Raw genomic sequence first — 20,504 nt, 5'->3', positions numbered from 1 at the left:
GGTCACGTCATCGCCGGAACGGTGCGGAGAACCCTCCTGCGCGGCACCGACCGGCGCGGGTCCGACCCGAAAGATCTGGATCTAGTGATTGGACAGCTCATGGCACTGACCACAGCGTCTGATGGATACCCATCAGGACCATCGCGGAGCACCCGGTCGTCGCGCCGGTTGCTCATCGCCCTGGTGGCGACCGTGCTCACCGCGGTGGTGAGCCTCGTACCCGCGCCATCGGCCGATGCCGCCACCAGCCAATTCCGAGGCATGAACTGGGCCGTGCTGGGTGACAACTTCAGCACCAGCACGCTCGTCGTGCAGGGCCTCAGCCAGTCCGACAGCTACGAGACGGTACGGACCAAGGCCAACGCCCTCTATGACCACATGGCCTCCACCATGGGGGTCAACACCGTCCGGCTGCCCGTCAACACCCACACCGTGGCCAACACGACCTGGTGGAACGCCTACCGCGGCGCCATCGACGCCGCCGCCGCCCGTGGATTCAAGGTCATCCTGGCCTACTGGGAGGACGGCGCCGCCTCCGGCGGCAGGATCACGAACCTCGCCGCGTGGAACACGATGTGGTCCAGCGTGACCAACACGTACGGCTCGAACAGCAATGTCTACTTCGAGCCGATGAACGAACCGCACGGCTACTCATCGGCCGACTGGCGCAACGTCGCGGCCAACTGGCTCAGCTACCACACCTCCGCGGTGCCCGCCCGGGTGCTCATCGGCGGCACCGGCTTCAGCCAGGATCTGCGGGACATCTGCAACGACAGCCGCTTCAACTCGACGCTGCTGTCCTTCCACTACTACGCCTTCTTCTACAGCGCGATGACCTACGACGCGTTCCGGAGCCACATCCAGACGCGGCTGGGCAACTGCGCCTCCCGCGCGGTCGCGACCGAGTTCGGCGCGCCGATGTCCACCGGCCTCGACTACGGCGACGCGAACAGCACCGACAACTTCGTGCGCTACATCCGCGCCATGGCCCAGGTCATGCGTGACAACCAGATGGGCGGCACCTACTGGCCCGCCCTCGGCGGCAAGTACACCGGAAACCTCGGCTACGACCACTACTCGATGTACGCCCTGGGTGGCAGCGGCACCAGTCTCAGCTTGACCATCCGCAACACCTCCGGCGCCGACCGCATCCGGTATGCCTGGGGCGACACCGTCGGCGATCCCACCACTCCGCCGGTGACCTTCTACAGGATCAACGTGCGCCACAGCGGCAAGGCGATGGACGTCCAGCAACCGAACACCAGCAACGGTGCGCGCGTCGGCCAGTACACCTACGGCGGCAACGCGTGGCAGCAGTGGCAGTTCCAGGACGCCGGCGGCGGCTACTGGCGCATCGTCAGCCGCCACAGCGGAAAGTGTCTCGACGTGGTGAGCGCTTCGACCGCCGACGGTGCCGAGCTCGTCCAGTACACCTGTGGCACCGGCGCCAACCAGCAGTTCCAGATGGTCGCCAACGGGGGCTACTTCCAGCTCCGGGCACGACACAGCGGCAAATGCGTGGACGTACCGGCCGCGTCGACCGCGGATGGCGTGATCCTCAAGCAGTACGCGTGCAACACCGGCGCCAACCAGCAGTGGTCGCGCACGGCCGCTTAACGGTTCAACGGTCGTCTCGACGTCACCCCGGGGCCGCGGTACGGCCCTCACGCCCCGGTGCCGAGCTCGTGCGCGTGCTCGGTGCCGGGGGATCCGTGATCGCGGCGTTCCCCAGCCGGATGGGGGGTACTCGACATGCCCCCGATCCACGCGACCCGACATTGGCCGACCAAGGCCGAAAGTATCGGAATTTCGATAAAACTTCTGGGTGGGGCGCGACAGCACGTGACGGTGGTTTTTCATGATCATATTCGGGAGCCGCCGCCCTCCCCACGGCACGTGACCGAGCCCCTCACTACGAAAGTTTCATCCTGTGCGCCGGGGGGGCGGGCGCGAGCCTTCCCTGGCCAGCACGCGGAGGGGCACGCCCCCGCGGGCCCGGCGACCGGGGCTACGAAGCAAGTTACTTGACATCCCCAATCGGGTCGTATTTGCTCCTTTACACTGCACCCCATACAGCGCATAAGCGGCATACCGATAAGTCCCGGATGAACGTTGGCGCTCGCATTTCGATTCCGGTTTCGCAGCTCCGGGCATTCGATGCCGCTGATGGAGAGGAACGCAGAACATGTCTTTATCCTCGGCCCGGCCCCTACAGCCACAGGGAATCGCGAATGTTGAAGCATAGGTCGATTATCGTGACCGTGGCGCTCGCGGCGACCGTCGTCCTGGTGATGGGGCACGCGGCGATGAGCAGCGGCAGCAGCGCAGGAGCCTCGGCGTCCGCGCTCGCGGGAAGCGCGGGATGCGGCAAGAACCCGACGTTGAGCAGCGGAACGCAGACCATCACGACCAGCGGCAAGAATCGCACCTACATCCTGCGGATTCCCGCCAACTACAACAACAACAACCCCTACCGTCTGATCTTCGGCCTGCACTGGTTGAACGGCAACATGAACGACGTCGACTCCGGCGGCGGCAGCGGGGCCTCCTGGTCCTACTACGGACAGCGGCAGCTCTCGAACAACACCGCGATCTTCGTCTCGCCGCAGGGCTTCAACAACGGCTGGGCCAACTCCGGCGGCGAGGACGTCACCTTCATCGACGACATCATCCGGCGGGTCGAGTCGGACCTCTGCGTCGACCCCTCGCTGCGTTTCGCCATGGGATTCAGCTACGGCGGCGGCATGAGCTTCTCCCTCGCGTGCAGCCGCGCGACGGTCTTCCGCGCGGTCGCGGTGTTCGCCGGCGCGCAGCTCAGCGGCTGCAGCGGCGGCAATGATCCCATCGCCTACATGGGACTGCACGGCATCACCGACAGCGTCCTCAACATCTCGCAGGGACGGGCGCTGCGTGACAGGTTCGTCCGCAACAACGGCTGCACCGCCCAGAACCCGCCCGAGCCGGGCTCCGGCAGCCGGTCGCACATCGTCACCACGTACTCCGGATGCCGCGCCGGATACCCGGTCGTCTGGGCCGCGTACGACAACGGCCACACACCCGCCCCGGTGGACGGGACCTACACCGAGAACGGCGCCCAGACCTGGACCAAGGGCGAGGTGTGGAAGTTCATCTCCCAGTTCGGCAGCACGAGCCCCAGTCCCAGCCCCACCGGCAGCCCGACCGTCAGCCCGACCGTGAGCCCCACCGTCACGCCGACCGTCACGCCGACCTCCACGACCAGCTTCCGCCTGCGCAACGAGAGCGCCGGGCGCTGTGTCGACTCCCCCAACAGCGCCAGCGCCAACGGCACCCTGTTGCAGGTCTACGACTGCCACACCAACGCCAACCAGCTCTTCAGCTACGCCTCCGGCAGACTCCAGCTCCTCGGCAAGTGCCTGGACGCCCCCACGAACGCCGGCTCCGGCACCCGCGTACAGCTGTGGGACTGCCACACCAACAGCAACCAGCAGTGGACCTTCAACTCCAACGGCACCGTGACCAGCGGCGCCAACAACCTCTGCCTCAACGCCACCGGCACCGGCAACAGCTCCACCGTGACCGTCGCCACGTGCAACGGCCAGGCCGCCCAGAGATGGACCAGGGCATGACCACCCACTGACCGATGGCAGCCGTCGGGTCCAGGCGACTTCGCCTGGACCCGACGCGTTTCATCGCCCAACGCGCGGGGGCGCGCTCGAACGCCCCGACGTCACCCGCGTTCGGCTGTCTCCGCCGAACAGTTCCCCCTCACGCGGCATCCGACCGGACGCGGTGGAGGTGCGGCCTCGCCGGTCGCGTGTCGGCGGCGGCGTACGCGCCACTCTCGCGGCGCCGGGAGGGCGTGTCGCGCCCTGAGCGGTACCGGCGGCATGATGATCTGGAAGGGCGGGCCGGAAGACGACGGGACGGCGATGGGACTGGGGCGCTTGCGAGGCAGGTTGAGCGTCCTGCGGGACAACCTGCGCACGCAGCTGTGGCTGCTGCCGTCCATCGGGGTGGCGATCGCGATCGCCCTCGGGGTGGGGCTTCCGCGGCTGGACCAACGGATCGACGACGAGCTGCCCCCCTGGCTCACCACATACCTGTTCGGCGGCGGCGCCAGCGCGGCCCGTACCGTGCTCGAGGCGATCGCCGGCTCCCTGATCACCGTGACCTCGCTGACCTTCTCGCTGACCGTGGTCACGCTGCAGCTCGCCAGCAGCCAGTACTCGCCTCGCCTGCTGCGCACCTTCTCCGCCGACCGGCTGGTCCAGCTCACCCTCGCGCTGTTCCTGTCCACCTTCACCTACGCGCTCACCGTGCTGCGCACCATCCGTACCGCCGGCGAGCAACGACAGGTGTTCGTGCCACAGATCTCGGTGACCACGGGCTTCGTCCTCGCCTTGGCCAGCGTGCTCGCGCTGGTGGCGTTCCTCTCACACCTGGCGCGCGAGGTACGGGTCGAGAGTGTGTTGCTCAGGGTCCACAGCGACGCGCGCCAGATCGTCCGCAGGATCCTGCCCGAACGCGAGTCGGCGTCCGTGACCGGCACGAACATACCGGTCCCCCCGCCAGGCGCCCTCACCTTGCCGTCCCCCTCCTCCGGTTTCCTCGCGAGAATCGACGAAGACGAGCTGCTTTCGGCCGCGGTGCACGCCGACGCGATCCTCCACGTCTTCTGCTGCCCCGGAAGCCTGCTGATCGCCGGTACACCGGTCGGGGTGGGCTGGCCGCGCTCCGCGGACTCCTTCGACGAGGACACGCGCGGGCACCTGACCAAGCGGGTGGCCAAAGCGATCGACACCCGGTCGGAACGCACCACGGCACACGACCTCACCTACGGCATCCGCCAGCTCGTCGACGTGGCCATCCGGGCGCTGTCCCCGGGCATCAACGACCCGACCACCGCCGTGCACGCCCTGGGACATCTGTCGTCTCTGCTGTGCCTGCTGACCCGCTACCAGCTCGGCCCCCAGCTGCTGCGCGACGACCGGGGGCGGATCCGCGTCGTACTGAACCGTCCCGACTTCGGGGACCTGCTGGAATTGGCGATCCAGCAACCCCGGCGCTACGGAGCGAAGGATCCCGCCGTCCTGGCGCAGCTGCTGTTCCTGCTGCGCGACCTCGCATGGTGTGCCGCCTACGAGCACCGGCCCGTCATCGCCGAGCAGCTCGTGCGCGTGCGCCGCGAGGTCACCGAGCAGGACTACGACGCCACAGAGCTGACCCGGTTCGACGGACTGGTCAGGCACGTCGAGGAAGCGCTGGAAGGCAGATGGACCCTGGATTGACGCCTGACCCGACAGGTGCATGCCGAAGCACGTGACGTGGTCGGCGTCCGACTCCCGCCACGCCCGATCACGTGCGGAAGGATCAGGATGGGTCGTCCGCCTTGCCTGCCATGTCAGCAGGTCAAGGGGGCGCCGACCGTGGCGGTGCTCGCATGGCGACGAGCCGAGGATCGGTGAGGACGGCTGAACCCTCTCGGCAGGGTCTGGGCCGTGCTGTTACGGTGGTCTCGGTGTGCCGGGAAGTCTGGTCGGCGGTCTTGTCGTCGATCCTCCCGGGAGGCATCAGTGGCCCCGTGCGCATACGAGCCGGGCACATGAGCGCCGGCCTGCCGGCCGCCTCCGTGCTCCCGATCGCCGTGCCGCTGTCGAGGCCGGCGAAGCGCGCGGTTCTCTCGACGGCGTTGTTCCTGGTCGCACAGGGCTTCCCCCGAATAGCAGGTGGAACCGACATGTGGTGACATCCACTTCGGGGTCCGCGTCACCGCACCCCTGCTCTCCTATCAGCGGTCCACGAAGGCAGCGTCGGCCGCCCACTTTTTTGCACTGTGCAACGGTCCGGCGAGCGCCCGCCGCCATGCCGCGGCGTGGTGCGCGGAAGATCCGTGGCACGAACGGCAGAGCCCGACACAGAGGAACTCCACCATGGAGCAGACACATCACGCGAACCTGGGGACTCTCTCCATCGTCACACGCACGGAAGACGACCTCGTGGTCATCGAGATCATCGGCGAACTGGACATGGCGTCGGCCTCCGGCCTGCGAACATGCCTCGCGGACGCCATGGCCGTCGTCAGTCCTCCGCGCATCGCCGTCGACGCTCGTAGCCTGAGCTTCTGCGACTCGACCGGCCTGAGCGTCCTGGCCGCCGCACATCAGGCGGTGCGGGCTCTCGGAGGACGGCTCGCACTCACGGGCGTGAGCGGCCCCTTCGCCCGAGTGCTGACCGTCACCGGGCTGAACAGGTTGTTCATCATCGTGCCGACCTTGGACGACGCCCGCCGGAACGTACACGAAAGAAGCTGACCCGACGTCGACGGCGCGGCGGAGGAATCGCGCGGTGCACCGGTGGTCAGGGTTGCCCTGACGACGTGGCGCACGACGGCATAATCGTGGTCGTGAAAAGGAGAACGCGGCCGTGAGCAGGGCCGAGGGCGGCGCGAACGCGTCCGGCGAGGATCTGGAGGCCGTCACCTCCGCTGTACTGACCGCCTCGCGTCTGCTCGTGGCCATCTCGGCACGATCACTGCTCGCCGCGGAGGACAAGGTCACCCTGCCGCAGTTCCGGATGCTCGTGGTGCTGGGGCGAGGTCAGGCGAAGCTGGTCACGCTGGCCGAGCGTCTGGGGGTCAATCCCTCGACCGCGATGCGCATGGCGGACCGCCTGACGGCGGCCAGACTGATCAGCCGCGAGATCAACCCCGACAACCGGCGCGAGACGATCATGCGACTGACCCGGGAAGGCCGCCGCATCGTCGAAGACGTCACCGCCCACCGCCACGCGGAGATCAGCATGATCCTCGCCAAGATGACGGGCGACCAGCGACAGGCGCTCATCGCGGCGATGAAGGCGTTCAACGAAGCCGGCGGCGAACCACCGGCACGCTACTCCTTCCCCCTGGGCTGGCCGGACGATCCATCGGCCTGACCGGCGAACGGCGCTCCGCCCTTCCCACCGGATACCGGCCCGGCCGCGGCGGGTCGAGGAGATCGACCTCGACAGCGGCGATGATCCCATCGCCCACATGGGACCGCACGGCATCACCGACAGCGTCCTCACCGTCTCGCAAGGACGGGCGCCGCGGGACAGGTTCGTCCGCGGCAACGGCTGCACCGCCCAGACCCGCCCGTGACCGGCGGCGCCAGCGACCCGGGAGATCATCGGGGCCACGGTCACGGGAAGGAGAGCTGGAACGCGGCGAGGCCGCGGAGCGTGGCGACGAACAGGACTCCGCACTCGGTCAGCGCGAGATCCACGATGTTGGCCTCCAGCGTGAGGGTGTGGAGAGGCTCCGGCAGGCCCGGACGCCGGATCTCGATCTGCCCGCCGGGACCGGCGATCGCCACGAGATCTCCCAGGGTCGTGAAGGCCGTGACAGGGGCGAAGCCCGTACGCCGACGGTAGCGGCGACCCGGACGGCGGGCGGTGTGCACACGGAGCACGTCGTCGCATTCGACGAGGGTGAGCACCGCGGAGTCGCCGTCCCACAGGGCGTGCCCGACCTTCCACAGTGAGAGGTCGTCCTGGGCGAGGGACAGGAACCAGCGCCGCCGGGGCAGGACCCTGAACGTACTCCTGCGCAGGCGCCGAGACAGGTCCCGGACAACCACCCGGGAGTCGGTCCCGCCGGTGACCGCGACGAGGCCACCGTCCGGGAGGCGCCCGACGGCGACCGTGCCCACCCAGCCTTTGTGGTCCTTCAGGATCCGCGCCGGCTTGCCTTGTGCCACATCCCACACCACGGCGTTCCTGCCGTGGCCACCGGTGACGGCGGCGTCCCCCAGGGCGGCCACGCTGAACGGCCAGAAGATCGGGTCGGCGGCGAACGACCGGCTCGTCCCCGGCTCGCGGACGTCGGTCACATGGCAGAGACCACCGGTGGTGAACGCGAGGTGCTCGGCACGTCCGCCGGACTCGGTGAGCCCGGCGGTGGTCATCTCGGCGTCGGACGACCACAGGAGCTCGCCGGTCCGCAGGTCACGAAGGCGGGAGGCGGTCGAAAAGGCCGGCCGGCTGAGACCGACCGGCCGGTCGCCCGCCGACACCGCCGCGACGAAGGATGCGAGTTCGACGGAGCGGTCCTCACCGGCGGACGGCCCGTCCTCGCCGTCGGTCTCCCACACGCGCACGGTGGCGTCCCTGCTGCCGGTGACCACGAGGGTCCGCCCGCCCGGCGCTTGTACGGTGACGTGCCGCGTGATGTCCCCGTCATGCCCCGTGAGCAGCACCTTGCCCTCGCCGAGATCTATCTCCAGCATGTCGCTGAGCTCGTGGTGCCGCTCGTATGGCCACGACGAGGAGAGGGGACTCCCGTCCTCGCTCAGCGTGACGTCAACCTTCACGTCCGCCGCCGAGGCCTCGTCGCGCGCTCCGCGCCTGAGTGCCATGACCACGGCTCCGTCGCCTCCGACATCGAACCGCAGATCTCGCCCCATCCGCCCGCGCCAGACGACCTTGTCCTGTGCGAGGTCCCACAACCGGTAAGAGGAGCGCTCCGGCGACCAGCGACGCGTCTCCACGGCCATGACGCGCCGCCGCGGGTCCACCGGCCAGAACACGATGACCCTCGACCACAGCCGGCGGACACCGCTCGACGGCAAGCGCTTGCCTGTCGTCTCGTCCCAGACCCTGGCTCCCGCCGCCGACGTGTCCACGATCGCCGGACGCCGGTCGGCGAGCCTGACGTGGTGCAGGTCGGACAACGTGACCGACGTGTCCAGCGCGATGATCCGTCCGCCCGTGCCGGCGTCCCAGTAAGTGGTGGGGAGCCCGGCTCCCGTGGTCACGATCGCGTCCCGCCCGCGGACGGTGGTGAAGCCCGCGTCGAGGTGTCCCCCGAGCCGCCGGTTGAGCCACATCCGCCACCGCCCGGCGATCGGACGGCGCAGTCGGCACGTGCCCGTGGTGACGTCCCAGAGCGACACCTCACCGTCCGCGTCAAGGACGAGTGCCGCGCGACCCTCGTCGGCGATCTTCATGTTCGCCGCGGGAGCGACGTCGTCACCCAGGCTGACACGGGACACCTGCTCGCCGGTGAGCAGGTCCCAAGTGCGGACTGTACGGTCCAGACCGGCCGAGACCACGTAGGGTACGGCACCCGGCCTGTCGCGCAGGACCAGGTCGGTGACCGGGCTCTCGTGCCCTGCCAGCACACGATGCGGGTACTCCTCCGGCCACTGGGACCACAGTGGCAGCCACGGCCGGGCCGCGCCGAGGGCCCTGATCCGTTCCGCGAGCGTGGCGGCGCCCGCCCGCTGCGCCGCCAGTTCCAGGTAGGACAGCCGCTCCGCGCGCAGGTCCGGCCGAAGTAGGTGCAGGCTCCGCCGGTACGCCCTGCCGGCCAGCCGTGCCTGTTGCCCGTCCGTGTACGGCAGCGCCGCCAGCACGGGCGCGGGCTGGGCGGCGAGCAGGTAGCCGGGGTCGAGCAGCAAGCGGTCGAGCGTCCCGTCCGCCGCGCGGGCGGCATGGGTGGCGAGATGCGAGCGGATGTACGGATGCGCCCGCGTCCAGTCGGTCCCCGCCCTCCGGAGCAGGAACCCGGCGAAGGCCCGGTGGACGTCACGCTCCGCGCGCGGGCGGCGCAGGTACTCGGCGAGCGCGGCGTGGTAGAGCCGGTACACCGAGCGTCCCTGCTCCTCCGCCTCCAGCACGTACGCGCCCGCCGCCCGGCGCAGCCAGATCAGGTCCTCGTCGGTGTACGGCAACCCGCTGATCTCCGCCGCGAGCGGCGCCCACAGGTCCTCCCACGGCAGGCCGGCCCCCTGGGCGAACGCCAGCGGGGTGAGCAGGTCCCTGGCCCGCTGGGCCTGGTCCTTCAGCCGGGTCTCCAGCTCATGGTGCATGGCCTCGGCCGCGGTGCCGGGCAGCGAGGCGCGCCAGGCGGCGTCCCGGCGTTCCGGCACGGCGGGCAGGGCGGCGAGCGTGCGGGACACGATGAGCGCTACCAGGAAGGAGTGGTCCGCCGCGGCGGCCACCGCCTCGGCCACCTCGGCGACCACCGCCGCGGGCCCGCCGAGGTACGGCGACCCGGGTTCGGTGTGCCGCAGCAGGTCCTCTACGTAGCGCCGTATGCCGGCCGGGTCGGCGTAGAGCTCGTCGTCCAGGTCCAGTACGAGCTTGGGTGAGCCCAGGCGGTCGACCAGATGCCTGCGGGTGCCGAGCAGCAGGCGCAGGCCGCAGTCGGGCGCGGCGCCGATCAGCGGGTAGAGGACCTCGGAGACCAGCTTGTCCGGGTCGACGGCCTCGTCGAGCGCGTCGACGGCGACGACGACCTGCCGCCGCCCGACGGCGCGCACCAGCTCGCCCGGGCTCTGCGACCGCACCCCGGCGGCGGCGCACACCGCGTCGAGCACCTGGAGACTGGTGAGCCCGCGAGCGTGGATCGCCGCGGCGATCGCGCCCTGGGCGGGTATGACGTCCTCGGGCAACCCGTCTCGCGGCACGGTGGCGCGCCACTCCGGGTCGCTGAACGCGGTGAGCCGGGCGATCACCGCCGACTTGCCGGAGCCGGGGCCGCCGGTCACCACCCGCGCCGCCTCGTCCGGCGCCGCCAGCCAGGCCACCAGGTCGCGCAGGGCCGCGTGCCGCCCGACGAACCGCCACGCCGTGTCGCCGGGCAGCCGCCCGCCGCGCGCCCGGGGCAGGAAGTGGCTCCGCAGGTCCTCCTTGCGCATCTCGTTCTGCTCGATTCTGAGCTGAGTGAGCAGGTCCCGGCCGTGCAGATCGGTGTCGTAACGCGGGTTGGGCAGGAACGGCTCATATTCGCTCTGCCTGAACAGCACGCTCTCGGCGACCGTCTGGCTGAGGGAGCGCTCGGGGTCGGCGTTGATGCGGTCGACGATGGCGGCCGTCGACAGGTACCTCGGCTCGTACCCGGCGGTGGCGGGGTGGTGCGCCGCCCGCTCGAACAGCCGGGCGAACTCACCCGCCTTGATCTGCTCCTTGGGGTGCGCTCCGGTGATCACGACCAGCGTCTTGTCGTCGCGGTCCATGGCCGCCATCCCGGCCAGCAGCGCCTCAGCGCCGCCCTCGCCGGCGTGGCAGGAGTCGATGATGATCATCGCTCGGCGCAGCGGGGTGTCTTCCAGCATGAGCTCGGCCAGCTCCGAGGTCGGCAGCGCGCCCGACACCGGGTTGCGCGTGTCGCCCATCCACAGCTTGTGCCGGCGCGAGACCGACCCCGCGTGGCCGGTGTGGTAGAGGACCACCAGGTCGCCGGGGTCGCGTTCCTCGCAGAACCGGCGAAGCTCCTCGCGGAAGACCTGGATGGGCGGATCGAGGCCGAGCGTGGTTTCCCTGCGGTAGCCGAACGCCGTGGTGAACAGGTTCACCATGGCGGCGACGGACTCGGCGATCTTCGGGGCGCTGGTGGTCAGCTCGGTGGTCACGCCGGTGGCGATGAGATACCGCCGCTCCGCGTCCATGCCGTCAGCGGAGCCCGGCCAGGATCGCCCGCCCGGTCAGCCGCTCGGTGAGGTAGGGGCGCAGGTCGTGTGCGTGCGCGCCGTTGTGTACCCGGATCTGCTCGATGCGGTCGCCGAACAGCGGGCGCAGGTCCTCCACCATGGCCACCACGTCGCCGGTGTCGGCGATGTTGGTCCACGCGGTGATCGGCCCCGGCCAGGCGCCGGGCGTGGGGAGCAGCCGGTGGTAGATCAGGTTCGGCACGCCGAGCGGCGATCCGAGCGTCACGAGCGTGCGCACCGGCCACTCCGGGTGGGCGCAGAGCGTCTCGTAGGCCACCACCGAGCCGAGCGAGTGGGCGACGACCACCCGTGTGTCCTCGGTGATCTTCGCCTCCAGTGCCCCCTGGGCCGCCGTGCGGATCTCAGGATCGTGGAAGTACGCCCGGACCTGCTTGAGGTCGCCGATGAACACGTGCTCGGCCACCCGGGTGAGGAAACGGGAGCGGCTGAGCGCCGCCAGCGCGCGCAGCGCCCAGCGGGGCGGCCGGGCCAGCACCTCGTCGTCGGGCGAGACGACCTTCGGGTCCACCACCGCGGCCCGGCGCCACAGCGCCAGCAGCAGTTCCTGTTCGTAGTCGTCCAGGTCCCTGTCGTCGTAGTACGGGACGGGCGCCAGCATCTCCGCGGGCGGGCGAAACAGCGAGCCGTACGCCGCGAACTCCACGTCGGCATCCCCGGGCACCCCGGGGGCGCCCCCGGCCAGCGCCATCCCGTCGCGCAGCGAGGCCAGCAACCGGTCGCGCAGGGTGTACCCGCCCCGGAGTTGCTGGCTGATGCCGTGGATCACGACGATGGCGGCCACCCGGCCCTCTTTCCCACGAGGTTTGCCACTGAGTGTGCCCATGGGGACACTGATCGGCAAGTGATGAACATCTGTGGCATAGGAGTCATCCAGCATGGTGTCCCCGCTGCCGCACGACCGGCTCACCGACCGTGCGGTCCGCCTCCGGCGGTGGGCGGCCCCGCGGCTGGTCTTCTGGACCGGGGCGACCGTGGTGCTGCTCGCCGCGGCGTGGGCGGGCGTGCTGGCCCGGCGGACGGTCCAGTGGATCGTGACCGGGAATCCGGACCTTCTGCCGGACGTGGACACGTGGTTGGGGGCGGCTCACGGAGCCCAGATGGAGGCGCTCGTGCCGATCGCCGCTGGGTACGCACTGCTCGTCGCGCTCCTGCCCTACGGCCACACGGGCATGGTGATCGGGTGCGCGGTGGGGGCGGCCCTGCTCGGGTTCATGCTTCGCGCCCTGCCCCCGCCTCCCGTGCCTTTCGCCGCCCCGCCCGGCGAGGCGTGGGAGGCGTTGCGGGGGGACACCGTCCCCGTCCCGCCCGCCGCCGGCCTCGGCGTGGTGCTGACGGTGATGGCGGTGCACTCGATCGGGATCATCCCCGCTGCCGCGGGCAAGCGGAGGGCGAGCGGCTTTCACCCCCTCGGCCGGTCGAGGAGGGCCCTCGCCGCGGTCCTCGCGCTCGCGGCCCTCACGGCGGTGCTCTGGACGGCCGCCGAGACCCGCCTGGCGGTGACGTCCGAGGGCGCGACGGGGGCGGAGCTCTGCGCCGCCTGCCTGCCGCACCTGGTGACGGCCGCCCTGCTGGCGTGCGTCCCGGAGCCGGGCGGCCGCCGCGCCGTCCTGACCCTTGCCGTCCCTGTCACAGTGGCATGCGGCCTGTGGCCAGGCCCGCTGCCCTTCACCTGGCCGGACGCGTTACCCGTCCCCGCCATCGAGGGAACGGTGTGGACAGGTGTGCTGATCTACGTACCTGCCGCGGTCGTCCTGCTGTTCACCGTCCGCCGACTGCTCCGCTGGGGACGGCCACGCTGAGAACGCATCGACGGGGAGAGGGACGAGAACGGCCCAGGGGACGGCTCGTCTCGCCGGCTGAAATTTTCAGCACAGGCCCCTCGTCGTCAAGGGGCGTCGATCCCGACATCCCAGATGGGCGTCCTCAACCCTCCACGCGGTCGCCACCGGCACCGGCGTCCGTTGACAGCGGCTTTCTCCTCGTATGTGCTCTGTCACACCGCCTCGGTCACCCGAGGGGGACTCTGCAGTGGGAGGTGTGTGAGCGCTAACAAAGCCTGGCGCAGCAGACCGGCGCCCGTACTCCCCTGAACGGGACCCTGCACTTCTCCTGACGAACCGCCTGGGCGATGGCCGGCCACTCGACTCCCCCGAGACGCGTGGACCAGGACCACAACGCAGCCAGGTCACCGGCGCCGGTCATCGACCCGCGGATTCCTCGACGCCGGGGACGGCGCCGGAAGCGCATGACTGGAGGAACGCAAGTGCGACGACGTGTGAGTGAGTCACCGGCACCTGATGCCGTCGGCGGGCCGCGCCCGCAGCCTGGCTTTCCGGGATGGTCGACCAAACGCGTCACGGCCGCGGTGGTGGCCCTCCTCGGGCTGATCGCGGTGACCGTCGCGATTCGACCGGCATCGGCCGACGACAATCCCTACCAGCGGGGCCCCGACCCGACGTCGACCAGTGTGGCGGCCACCAGGGGGACCTTCGCCACCGCGGAGATGAGCGTGCCGGGGAACGGCTTCGGCAGTGGGGTGATCTACTACCCGACGGACACCAGCCAGACTTTCGGCGGGGTCGCGATCGTGCCCGGCTACTCCGCCCTGTTCTCCGTCGAAGAGGCCTGGATGGGTCACTGGCTGGCCTCCTTCGGATTCGTCGTGATCGGGATCGAGACTGTCAGCCGCACCGACAGCGCGGATGCCCGGGCGACTCAGCTCCTCGCCGCGCTCGACTACCTCACGCAGCGGAGCTCGGTGCGCGACCGGGTCGACCCCAACCGGTTGTCGGTGATCGGCCACTCCGCGGGAGGCGCCGGCGTCCTCACCGCGGTACTCCGGCGGCCCACGCTGAAAGCCGCGGTCGGACTCGCGCCGGGCTCCCCTGTGGGGAACTACAACCTGTCCAACGCCCGGGTACCGACGATGTTCATCTCAGGACAGCGGGACACGACCGTCACGCAGGCCTATCTGAACGGGATATACACCACTATCCCCGCCACGACGCCCAGCGCCTGGGTGGAGATAACCGGTGTGGACCACCTGTTCGCGACACGGGCGAACACCACCGAGATGCGGGTGCTGATCCCCTGGTTGAAGATCTTCGTCGACGACGACACGCGGTACACCCAGTTCCTGTGCCCGCTCAAGGACCCCACCGGCATCTCCATGTACCGCGACAAGTGCCCGTACATGCCGTCGCCGTCGCCGAGCTCGTCCCCCAGCCCGTCATCGTCGCCGTCCCCTTCGCCGTCCCCCAGCCCGTCACCCTCACCGTCCCCCAGCCCGTCACCCTCGCCCTCAGGCGCCTGCACCGCGAGTTACCGCACCGTCAACTCGTGGTCCGGCGGCTACCAGGGTGAGATCACGGTGAAGGCGGGCGACTCGGCGGTCAACGGGTGGAGCGTCAGATGGACGCTGAGCAACGGTCAGTCGATCTCCCAGGTGTGGAACGGCACCCTGAGCGCCAGCGGTTCCGCGGCGACGGTGTCGAATGCCTCGTACAACGCCTCGATCCCGGCCTCCGGCACGACCACGTTCGGCTTTCTCGGCAACGGCGCCCCCTCCACCCCGTCCCTGACGTGTACCAGCCCATAACCGATGACCGGGCCCTGCCCCCCCCATCCGGCTGCTGGGAGCCGAGGTCGTCGACATGATCCCGATCGGGGCGCTCGCCGGCAACCTCGCCATATCGTTCCTGGCGTTCTCCTACGCCGGGGTCCTCACCATCAGCGTCCGCGTCGACGCCGAACGCCACCCCGACCTCCCGGTGCTGGTCGCCGCGATGGTGCGCGATTGGCGCTCGCTCACCGCCGAGGCCGCGCCCGCGACGGCTTGAGCCACCGGTGGACGGTGCCCGCCAATCGCGCCGGCGATCATCTGTCGGGGCCGGATGCCGCCTCGACGGGTAGGCGGACGTCGACCGGGCCTGGTCCGCCGGGGGCGTCGGCGTCCGTGACGTCGGCCGAGGGCGGTCCGTGCCGGCGCCCGAGGCCGGCGGCACCGAGGTACGTCAGCGCCAAGGCGAGGACGGCGAGCGGGATGGCGCCGCCGAGCAGTCCGAAGCCCAGGCCGGTCGGGTCCGGGATACGGGTCGCGATCCGGCCGGTGGCCCTCACACCGGGTGCTCCGGTGGCGTTGGCGAGCACGACGGCGAACCTGCCGTCGGCGACCTGCCAGTCGAGCACGACGTCGCCGGTTCCGGACGCCGAGGCGAGCCAGAAGCTCTGGGCCGCCGGGGCGGTGACGTCCCGGATCGGGTCCGTCGTCCGGTCGAGGCGGACCCCGCCGGAGAGGGAACCGCCGGCCAGCCGGTCGCGCGCGGTGCCGGCCAGCCATCGGTCGACGTCGGCTTGCGGGGCGATCCCGACGAACAGCGGCGTGCTGGGATTGGATGCCGTGATGCGGACCCGGCCGTAGTCGACGAGCGCCCGCGACCAGACGTCGCCGGTGTGGATCCGCAGGTCCTCCGCGGTGACCGCGCCCGTCGGGCTGTCGATTCTCAACGCCGGGCTGGTGACATAGCCTGCGGCGTCGCGGTTGGCGGCGAGAGCCAGGACGCCGGCGCCGCCGATCAGGATTCCGGCCGCTGCCGGCAGCAGCAGCACTCCGGACGTGAGGGCGATCACCAGGCCGGCGACGCCGGCCCCGGCGGCGGGTGCGGGGGCGGGCCGCCGCGCCGCGGGACGGCTGTCGGAGGAGTCGGATGGGTCGGACGATCCGGTCTGGTCGACGGGCGACTCGGTGTCGCCTTGGTCGAGGCGGAACGGGGGGTACTGCGCGGTCAGCAGGGCGACGTAGGCGACCACCCGTAGCGACCAGCGGGCGACTCCCACGAGTAGGTCACGCAGGCCCCGCGGGGCGCGGCCACGGACCGCCAGGCTGATCGCGACGATCGTGACGCCGACGCCGACGAGGCTGAACGACGCCACACTCGCGTCGGCGTCATCGCCGAGCAGTCGCCATCCGCCGGTCGCGGTCAGGACGCTCAGGATCAGGATGTGGGGGATGGCGAACAGCCAGGCCACAAGCGGCAGCCAGCGCGGCGGGCGGGGCGGCCCGTCGATCAGCAGCCCGGCTGGGTAGTCGGGAACCTCGGCGAGGGTGAAGGGCGGGTACCGGTCGGTGCCGAGAACCTGGTAGCCGTAGAAGCCCACCCGCCAGGACCACCGCAGAACCCCGACGTTGAACACGAAGATCGCGGGCGGATAGCGGCCGGTCACCAGCACCGCCACGTAGGCGATCAGGGTGAGAACGGCGAACGCCGCCCACAACACGAGCAGGATCAGGTAGTGCGGGATCAGCAGCAGCCACTTGACCAGCCACAACCATCGACCCGCCGGCGAGCTGCCGCTGGAGCGCACCTGGACTCCGTACCGATTCATGACGAGTCCGCCCTTCGATCGAGCGTGCCGCTGAGAATCTCAGCGTGCGGGAAACCGCCGCCGCACCACAGGGCTGAAGGACACCCCGACGCGGGTCCGAGGGCACGCTCGCCACCGCAGCGCGTCCTACCGCTCCGCCCGGCCGGCACAGCGGCTCCGCGCCGCCGGCGACCCGGGTGCTCCGCCTCTGTTTCACCTCTCCGTTCGGAGAGGACGCCGTGACCGTTCAGCCCGTCCCGGGGCCGCCCGGCTTCGGGACGTCGGCCCGCCTTCCCATGCGCGTGTCCGTTCCGGGCACGTCCGCGGAGTTCACGTCCAGGGTCAGGCTCGACGCCCGCGCCGACTCGCCGCGCCGGCCGGGCGGGGACGTGGCTAGAGCCGCACTTGTTCGGCCGAGCCGATGGGCAGCCAGTGGAATCGGTCGCCGATCCGCTTCGGCGCGCGCAGCAGGTCCCGCTCGATGCTCTCTCGGCCCTGGCGGAAGTGCTGCCAACCTTCGTAGTGGATCGGCAGGATGGTGCGCGGGGCGATGGGCTCACACAGCCGTACGGCCTCGCTCGCGGTCATGGTGTAGCGCAGCGGCCCGGTGAGGGGGAAGCCGACGCCGCCCAGATGGAGCAGGACCGTGCCCGGCCTCACCCGGGCGGCGGCCCGGCGGAGCGCGCGGTGGTAGACGGTGTCGCCGGTGATCCAGAGCGGGCCGTGAGCCTGGCCGGGCCAGGTGAGGGCGAAGCCGATCACGTCGCCGGTGATCGGCCGGCTGAGTGGCGGGCCGTGCCGGCATGGGGTGGCGGTGATCTCGATCGGCGGCCGGCCGGACGCCTCCAGCCGAGTGCTCTCACCGGATCCGAGCCCGCGGGTGGTCCCGCCGAGGCGGCGAGCGCCTGAGCGGGTGGTGATCGTGGTTCCGGTGGCCGCCAGCAGGGCGCGCCCGGCGTCGTCGAGGTTGTCGCCGTGATGGTCGTGGGTGAGCAGGATGGCGTGCACAGGCCCGACGTCGGCCGGGGACAGGGCGGGACCGGTGAGTTTGCGGGAGGAGGTCCCCCAGCCGAACGCGTAGGTCCGGCCGGGGGCGTCGAAGGTCGGGTCCGTCAGCAGTCGCCAGCCGTCGAACTCGATGAGGACGGTGGGGCCGCCGATGTGGGTGAACCTGACGTCCGACATGGAACGCGCGCCTTCCGGAGGTGTCAGCTGTGGTCGAGGGCCCAGGCCAGGGCGCGGTCGGCGATCTCCTGCCAGCCGTCCTGGGCGGGCATCAGGTGGGACCGGCCGGGGTACTCGATCACTTCGGTGATGGTCTTGGCTGACTTGTAGTGCTTGGCGTTGGAGCGCTGGATCTTGGGCGGCATGAGGTTGTCGTGCTCGCCGGCGATGAACAGCAGCGGCTTGCGGTCGTCGTTGTGGTAGTCGACGTAGTTGTCGTCCTTGCCGGGGTGGATGTTGGCCAGGGCGCTGCCCCAGAAGATGTTGCCGGAGGCGGGGATGTGGTAGCGCTCGTAGGTGGCGCGGGCCTGGTCCTCGGGGAAGGTGTTGGTGAAGGCGTACTTCCACTGCTCATAGGTGAACCCGACCGCCTTGTGCCGGTTGGCGGGGTTCTTCAGCACCGGGAAGGTGGCGCGGATCTGCGACAGCGGGACCACCTGGACGCCTTCGGTGGGCGCGGAGTTGATCGCGACGCCGGCCGCGCCGTAGCCGTGGTCGAGCAGGATCTGGGTGAAGACGCCGCCGGCCGAGTGGCCCATGAGGATGGGCGGGGCGCCCAGGCCGCCGATCAGCTTCTCCAGCGAGTCGATGATCTGCGGGACGGTGACCTGTTCGATCGGTGTGGGATCGGCGTTGAGCGCCTCCACCTCGACCTCGAAGCCGGGGTAGGCCGGGGTGAGCACCCGGAAGCCCTTGGCCTCGTAGTGGGTGACCCAGTTCTCCCAGCTGCGCGGGGTGACCCAGAAGCCGTGGATCAGGACGATGGTGTCGGGTTCCAATGCGGTTCTCCTAACGGGTGGCGGAGTGGGCGGCGAGGATGACGGCCGTGGCCGCGGCGGGGTGGGAGACCATGACGACGTGCGAGGAGTTGACCTCGGTGACCCTGCTGCCGGCGCGCCTGGCCATGAACCGCTGGGCGGCGGGCGGGATGACCTTGTCCTTGGTCGGGATCAGATACCAGGACGGTACGGTCTTCCAGGCGGGCGCGCCACTGGCGCCCGACAGGCCGCCAACGCTTCCGGGCCGCTGGGTGGCTGCCATCAGCCGGGTGGTCGACTCGGGCAGGTCGGCGGCGAACACGGCGCGGAACCTCGCGGGGTCGATGTAGCCGTCGGTCCCGGGATCGGCGCTGCCCGGGATCGGGTACCGCCGCGCGATGAGGGCGTCGCCCAGTTCGCTGCCGGGGAACTGCTGGGCCAGTTGCAGCGCGCTCTCGCCCTCGTCGGGCGCGAAGGCGCCGAGATAGACCAGGGCCCTGACGTTGTCGTGGCCGCGGGCGGCGTTGGTGATGACGATGCCGCCGTAGGAGTGGGCCGCCAGGATGACCGGCCCGGTGATCGTGTCGAGGACGCTGGAGACGTAGGCGGCGTCGCCGGCGGTGTCACGCAGCGGGTTGGCGGGGGCGATGACGGGGAAGCCCGCCCTCTGCAGCAGGCCGATGACCTGGTTGAAGCCGGAGGCGTCGGCGAACGCGCCGTGCACCAGCACCACGGTGGGCTTGGCTCCGCCCGCGGTGCCGGTCCGCGCCTGCGCCGAGGCGGTCCCGGCGACGAAGAGCACGACGATGGCCACGACGGCCGCCAGCCGCCTGAAACGGAAGATGCGCATGGTCGGAACCCCTGTCAGGAGGAGAGGAAGGCGAGCAGGTCGTCGTTGAACTCGCGCTCGAAGGCGCCGGCCAGGCCGTGCGGGGCGCCGGGGTAGACCTTGAGCGTGGCGTCCTTGACCAGTTCGGCGCTCTTGGGAGCGGAGGCGACGAAGGGCACGATCTGGTCGTCGTCGCCGTGCGCGATCAGGGTCGGGATGTCGAAGCGCTTGAGGTCCTCGGCGAAGTCGGTCTCGGAGAAGGCCTTGACGCAGTCGAGCGCCCCCTTGACGCCGACCTGCATGCTCCACAGCCAGAAGGCGTCGATCACGCCCTGCGACACCTGGGCGCCGGGCCGGTTGTAGCCGTAGAAGGGCACGGCCAGCTCCTTGTAGAACTGGGAGCGGTCGGACTCCACGCCGTCGCGGATGGCGTCGAAGGCCTCGATGGGCAGGCCTTCGGGATTGGACCCGGTCTTGAGCATCAGCGGCGGCACGGCTCCGAGCAGCACCGCCTTGGCCACGCGGAGGGTGCCGTGCCGGCCGATGTAGCGGGTGACCTCGCCGCCTCCGGTGGAGTGGCCGACCAGCACGGCTTCCCGAAGGTCCAGGCCCTCGATCAACCGGGCCAGGTCGTCGGCGTAGGTGTCCATGTCGTTGCCGTCCCACGACTGGCTGGAGCGGCCGTGACCGCGCCGGTCGTGAGCGATGGCGCGAAACCCGTTGGCCGCGACCAGGCGCATCTGGCCGTCCCAGGCGTCGGCGTTCAGGGGCCAGCCGTGGCTGAAGACGACCGGCCGGCCACCGCCCCAGTCCTTGTAGAAGATCTCGGTCCCGTCGGCGGTGGTCATGTAAGGC

Annotated in this window: 14 protein-coding genes and 1 pseudogene; 8 read left to right on the top strand and 7 right to left on the bottom strand. The window is 70.5% G+C overall.

What is annotated here, in order from left to right; genetic code table 11:
- The first annotated feature begins 261 nt into the window (after positions 1 to 261).
- The 5 genes from PYR91_RS13085 to PYR91_RS13065 all read left to right on the top strand — a co-directional run bounded on the left by PYR91_RS13085 (position 262) and on the right by PYR91_RS13065 (position 6,915).
- Positions 262 to 1,617: an RICIN domain-containing protein gene (locus PYR91_RS13085; RefSeq protein ID WP_279779965.1), complete on the top strand. Its 1,356-nt coding sequence runs from the start codon at positions 262 to 264 to the stop codon at positions 1,615 to 1,617.
- A gap of 638 nt (positions 1,618 to 2,255) precedes the next feature.
- Complete coding sequence (locus PYR91_RS13080; RefSeq protein WP_279779964.1) at positions 2,256 to 3,608, top strand: ricin-type beta-trefoil lectin domain protein; 1,353 nt, start codon at positions 2,256 to 2,258, stop codon at positions 3,606 to 3,608.
- Between the two features lie 318 nt (positions 3,609 to 3,926).
- Positions 3,927 to 5,270: a DUF2254 domain-containing protein gene (locus PYR91_RS13075; RefSeq protein ID WP_279779963.1), complete on the top strand. Its 1,344-nt coding sequence runs from the start codon at positions 3,927 to 3,929 to the stop codon at positions 5,268 to 5,270.
- 642 nt (positions 5,271 to 5,912) lie between these two features.
- A complete protein-coding gene (locus tag PYR91_RS13070; RefSeq protein WP_279779962.1) occupies positions 5,913 to 6,293 on the top strand; it encodes an STAS domain-containing protein in 381 nt (126 codons plus the stop codon).
- A 112-nt stretch (positions 6,294 to 6,405) separates the two neighbouring features.
- Positions 6,406 to 6,915, top strand: a complete 510-nt coding sequence (locus PYR91_RS13065; protein WP_279779961.1) for a MarR family transcriptional regulator — start codon at positions 6,406 to 6,408, stop codon at positions 6,913 to 6,915.
- Positions 6,916 to 7,160: 245 nt separating this feature from the next.
- On the opposite strand, the gene PYR91_RS13060 is transcribed toward PYR91_RS13065, so the two are convergent.
- Both PYR91_RS13060 and PYR91_RS13055 read right to left on the bottom strand, forming a co-directional pair.
- Positions 7,161 to 11,411, bottom strand: a complete 4,251-nt coding sequence (locus PYR91_RS13060) for a caspase family protein (RefSeq protein ID WP_279779960.1) — start codon at positions 11,409 to 11,411, stop codon at positions 7,161 to 7,163.
- Between the two features lie 4 nt (positions 11,412 to 11,415).
- Positions 11,416 to 12,255, bottom strand: a complete 840-nt coding sequence (locus PYR91_RS13055) for a hypothetical protein (protein ID WP_279779959.1) — start codon at positions 12,253 to 12,255, stop codon at positions 11,416 to 11,418.
- A 94-nt stretch (positions 12,256 to 12,349) separates the two neighbouring features.
- Between PYR91_RS13055 and PYR91_RS13050 the strand changes: the two genes are divergently transcribed.
- The 3 genes and pseudogenes from PYR91_RS13050 to PYR91_RS13040 all read left to right on the top strand — a co-directional run.
- Positions 12,350 to 13,273 (top strand): hypothetical protein, encoded by a 924-nt coding sequence (locus PYR91_RS13050; RefSeq protein WP_279779958.1) that lies wholly within the window; start codon positions 12,350 to 12,352, stop codon positions 13,271 to 13,273.
- Positions 13,274 to 13,842: 569 nt separating this feature from the next.
- Positions 13,843 to 15,072, top strand: a complete 1,230-nt coding sequence (locus tag PYR91_RS13045) for a cellulose binding domain-containing protein (RefSeq protein ID WP_279779957.1) — start codon at positions 13,843 to 13,845, stop codon at positions 15,070 to 15,072.
- A 19-nt stretch (positions 15,073 to 15,091) separates the two neighbouring features.
- Positions 15,092 to 15,313 (top strand): annotated as a pseudogene (locus tag PYR91_RS13040) (WS/DGAT domain-containing protein); the annotation flags it as partial.
- 37 nt (positions 15,314 to 15,350) lie between these two features.
- On the opposite strand, the gene PYR91_RS13035 reads toward PYR91_RS13040, so the two are convergent.
- The 5 genes from PYR91_RS13035 to PYR91_RS13015 all read right to left on the bottom strand — a co-directional run bounded on the left by PYR91_RS13035 (position 15,351) and on the right by PYR91_RS13015 (position 20,497).
- Positions 15,351 to 16,859 (bottom strand): DUF4389 domain-containing protein, encoded by a 1,509-nt coding sequence (locus tag PYR91_RS13035; protein WP_279779956.1) that lies wholly within the window; start codon positions 16,857 to 16,859, stop codon positions 15,351 to 15,353.
- Positions 16,860 to 17,231: 372 nt separating this feature from the next.
- Entirely contained in the window at positions 17,232 to 18,023 is a 792-nt protein-coding gene (locus tag PYR91_RS13030; protein WP_279779955.1) for an MBL fold metallo-hydrolase, read from the bottom strand.
- A gap of 23 nt (positions 18,024 to 18,046) precedes the next feature.
- Positions 18,047 to 18,841 (bottom strand): alpha/beta hydrolase, encoded by a 795-nt coding sequence (locus tag PYR91_RS13025; RefSeq protein ID WP_279779954.1) that lies wholly within the window; start codon positions 18,839 to 18,841, stop codon positions 18,047 to 18,049.
- A gap of 10 nt (positions 18,842 to 18,851) precedes the next feature.
- Positions 18,852 to 19,670: an alpha/beta hydrolase gene (locus PYR91_RS13020; protein ID WP_279779953.1), complete on the bottom strand. Its 819-nt coding sequence runs from the start codon at positions 19,668 to 19,670 to the stop codon at positions 18,852 to 18,854.
- Positions 19,671 to 19,684: 14 nt separating this feature from the next.
- Positions 19,685 to 20,497 carry an alpha/beta hydrolase gene (locus tag PYR91_RS13015; protein WP_279780363.1) on the bottom strand — a complete coding sequence of 271 codons (813 nt, stop codon included), beginning with the start codon at positions 20,495 to 20,497 and terminating at the stop codon, positions 19,685 to 19,687.
- Positions 20,498 to 20,504: the final 7 nt, after the last annotated feature.

The sequence above is a fragment of the Sphaerisporangium sp. TRM90804 genome, assembly GCF_029846175.1.
Taxonomy (GTDB): Bacteria; Actinomycetota; Actinomycetes; order Streptosporangiales; family Streptosporangiaceae; genus Sphaerisporangium.
This window is presented reverse-complemented; position numbering and strand designations above follow the sequence as displayed.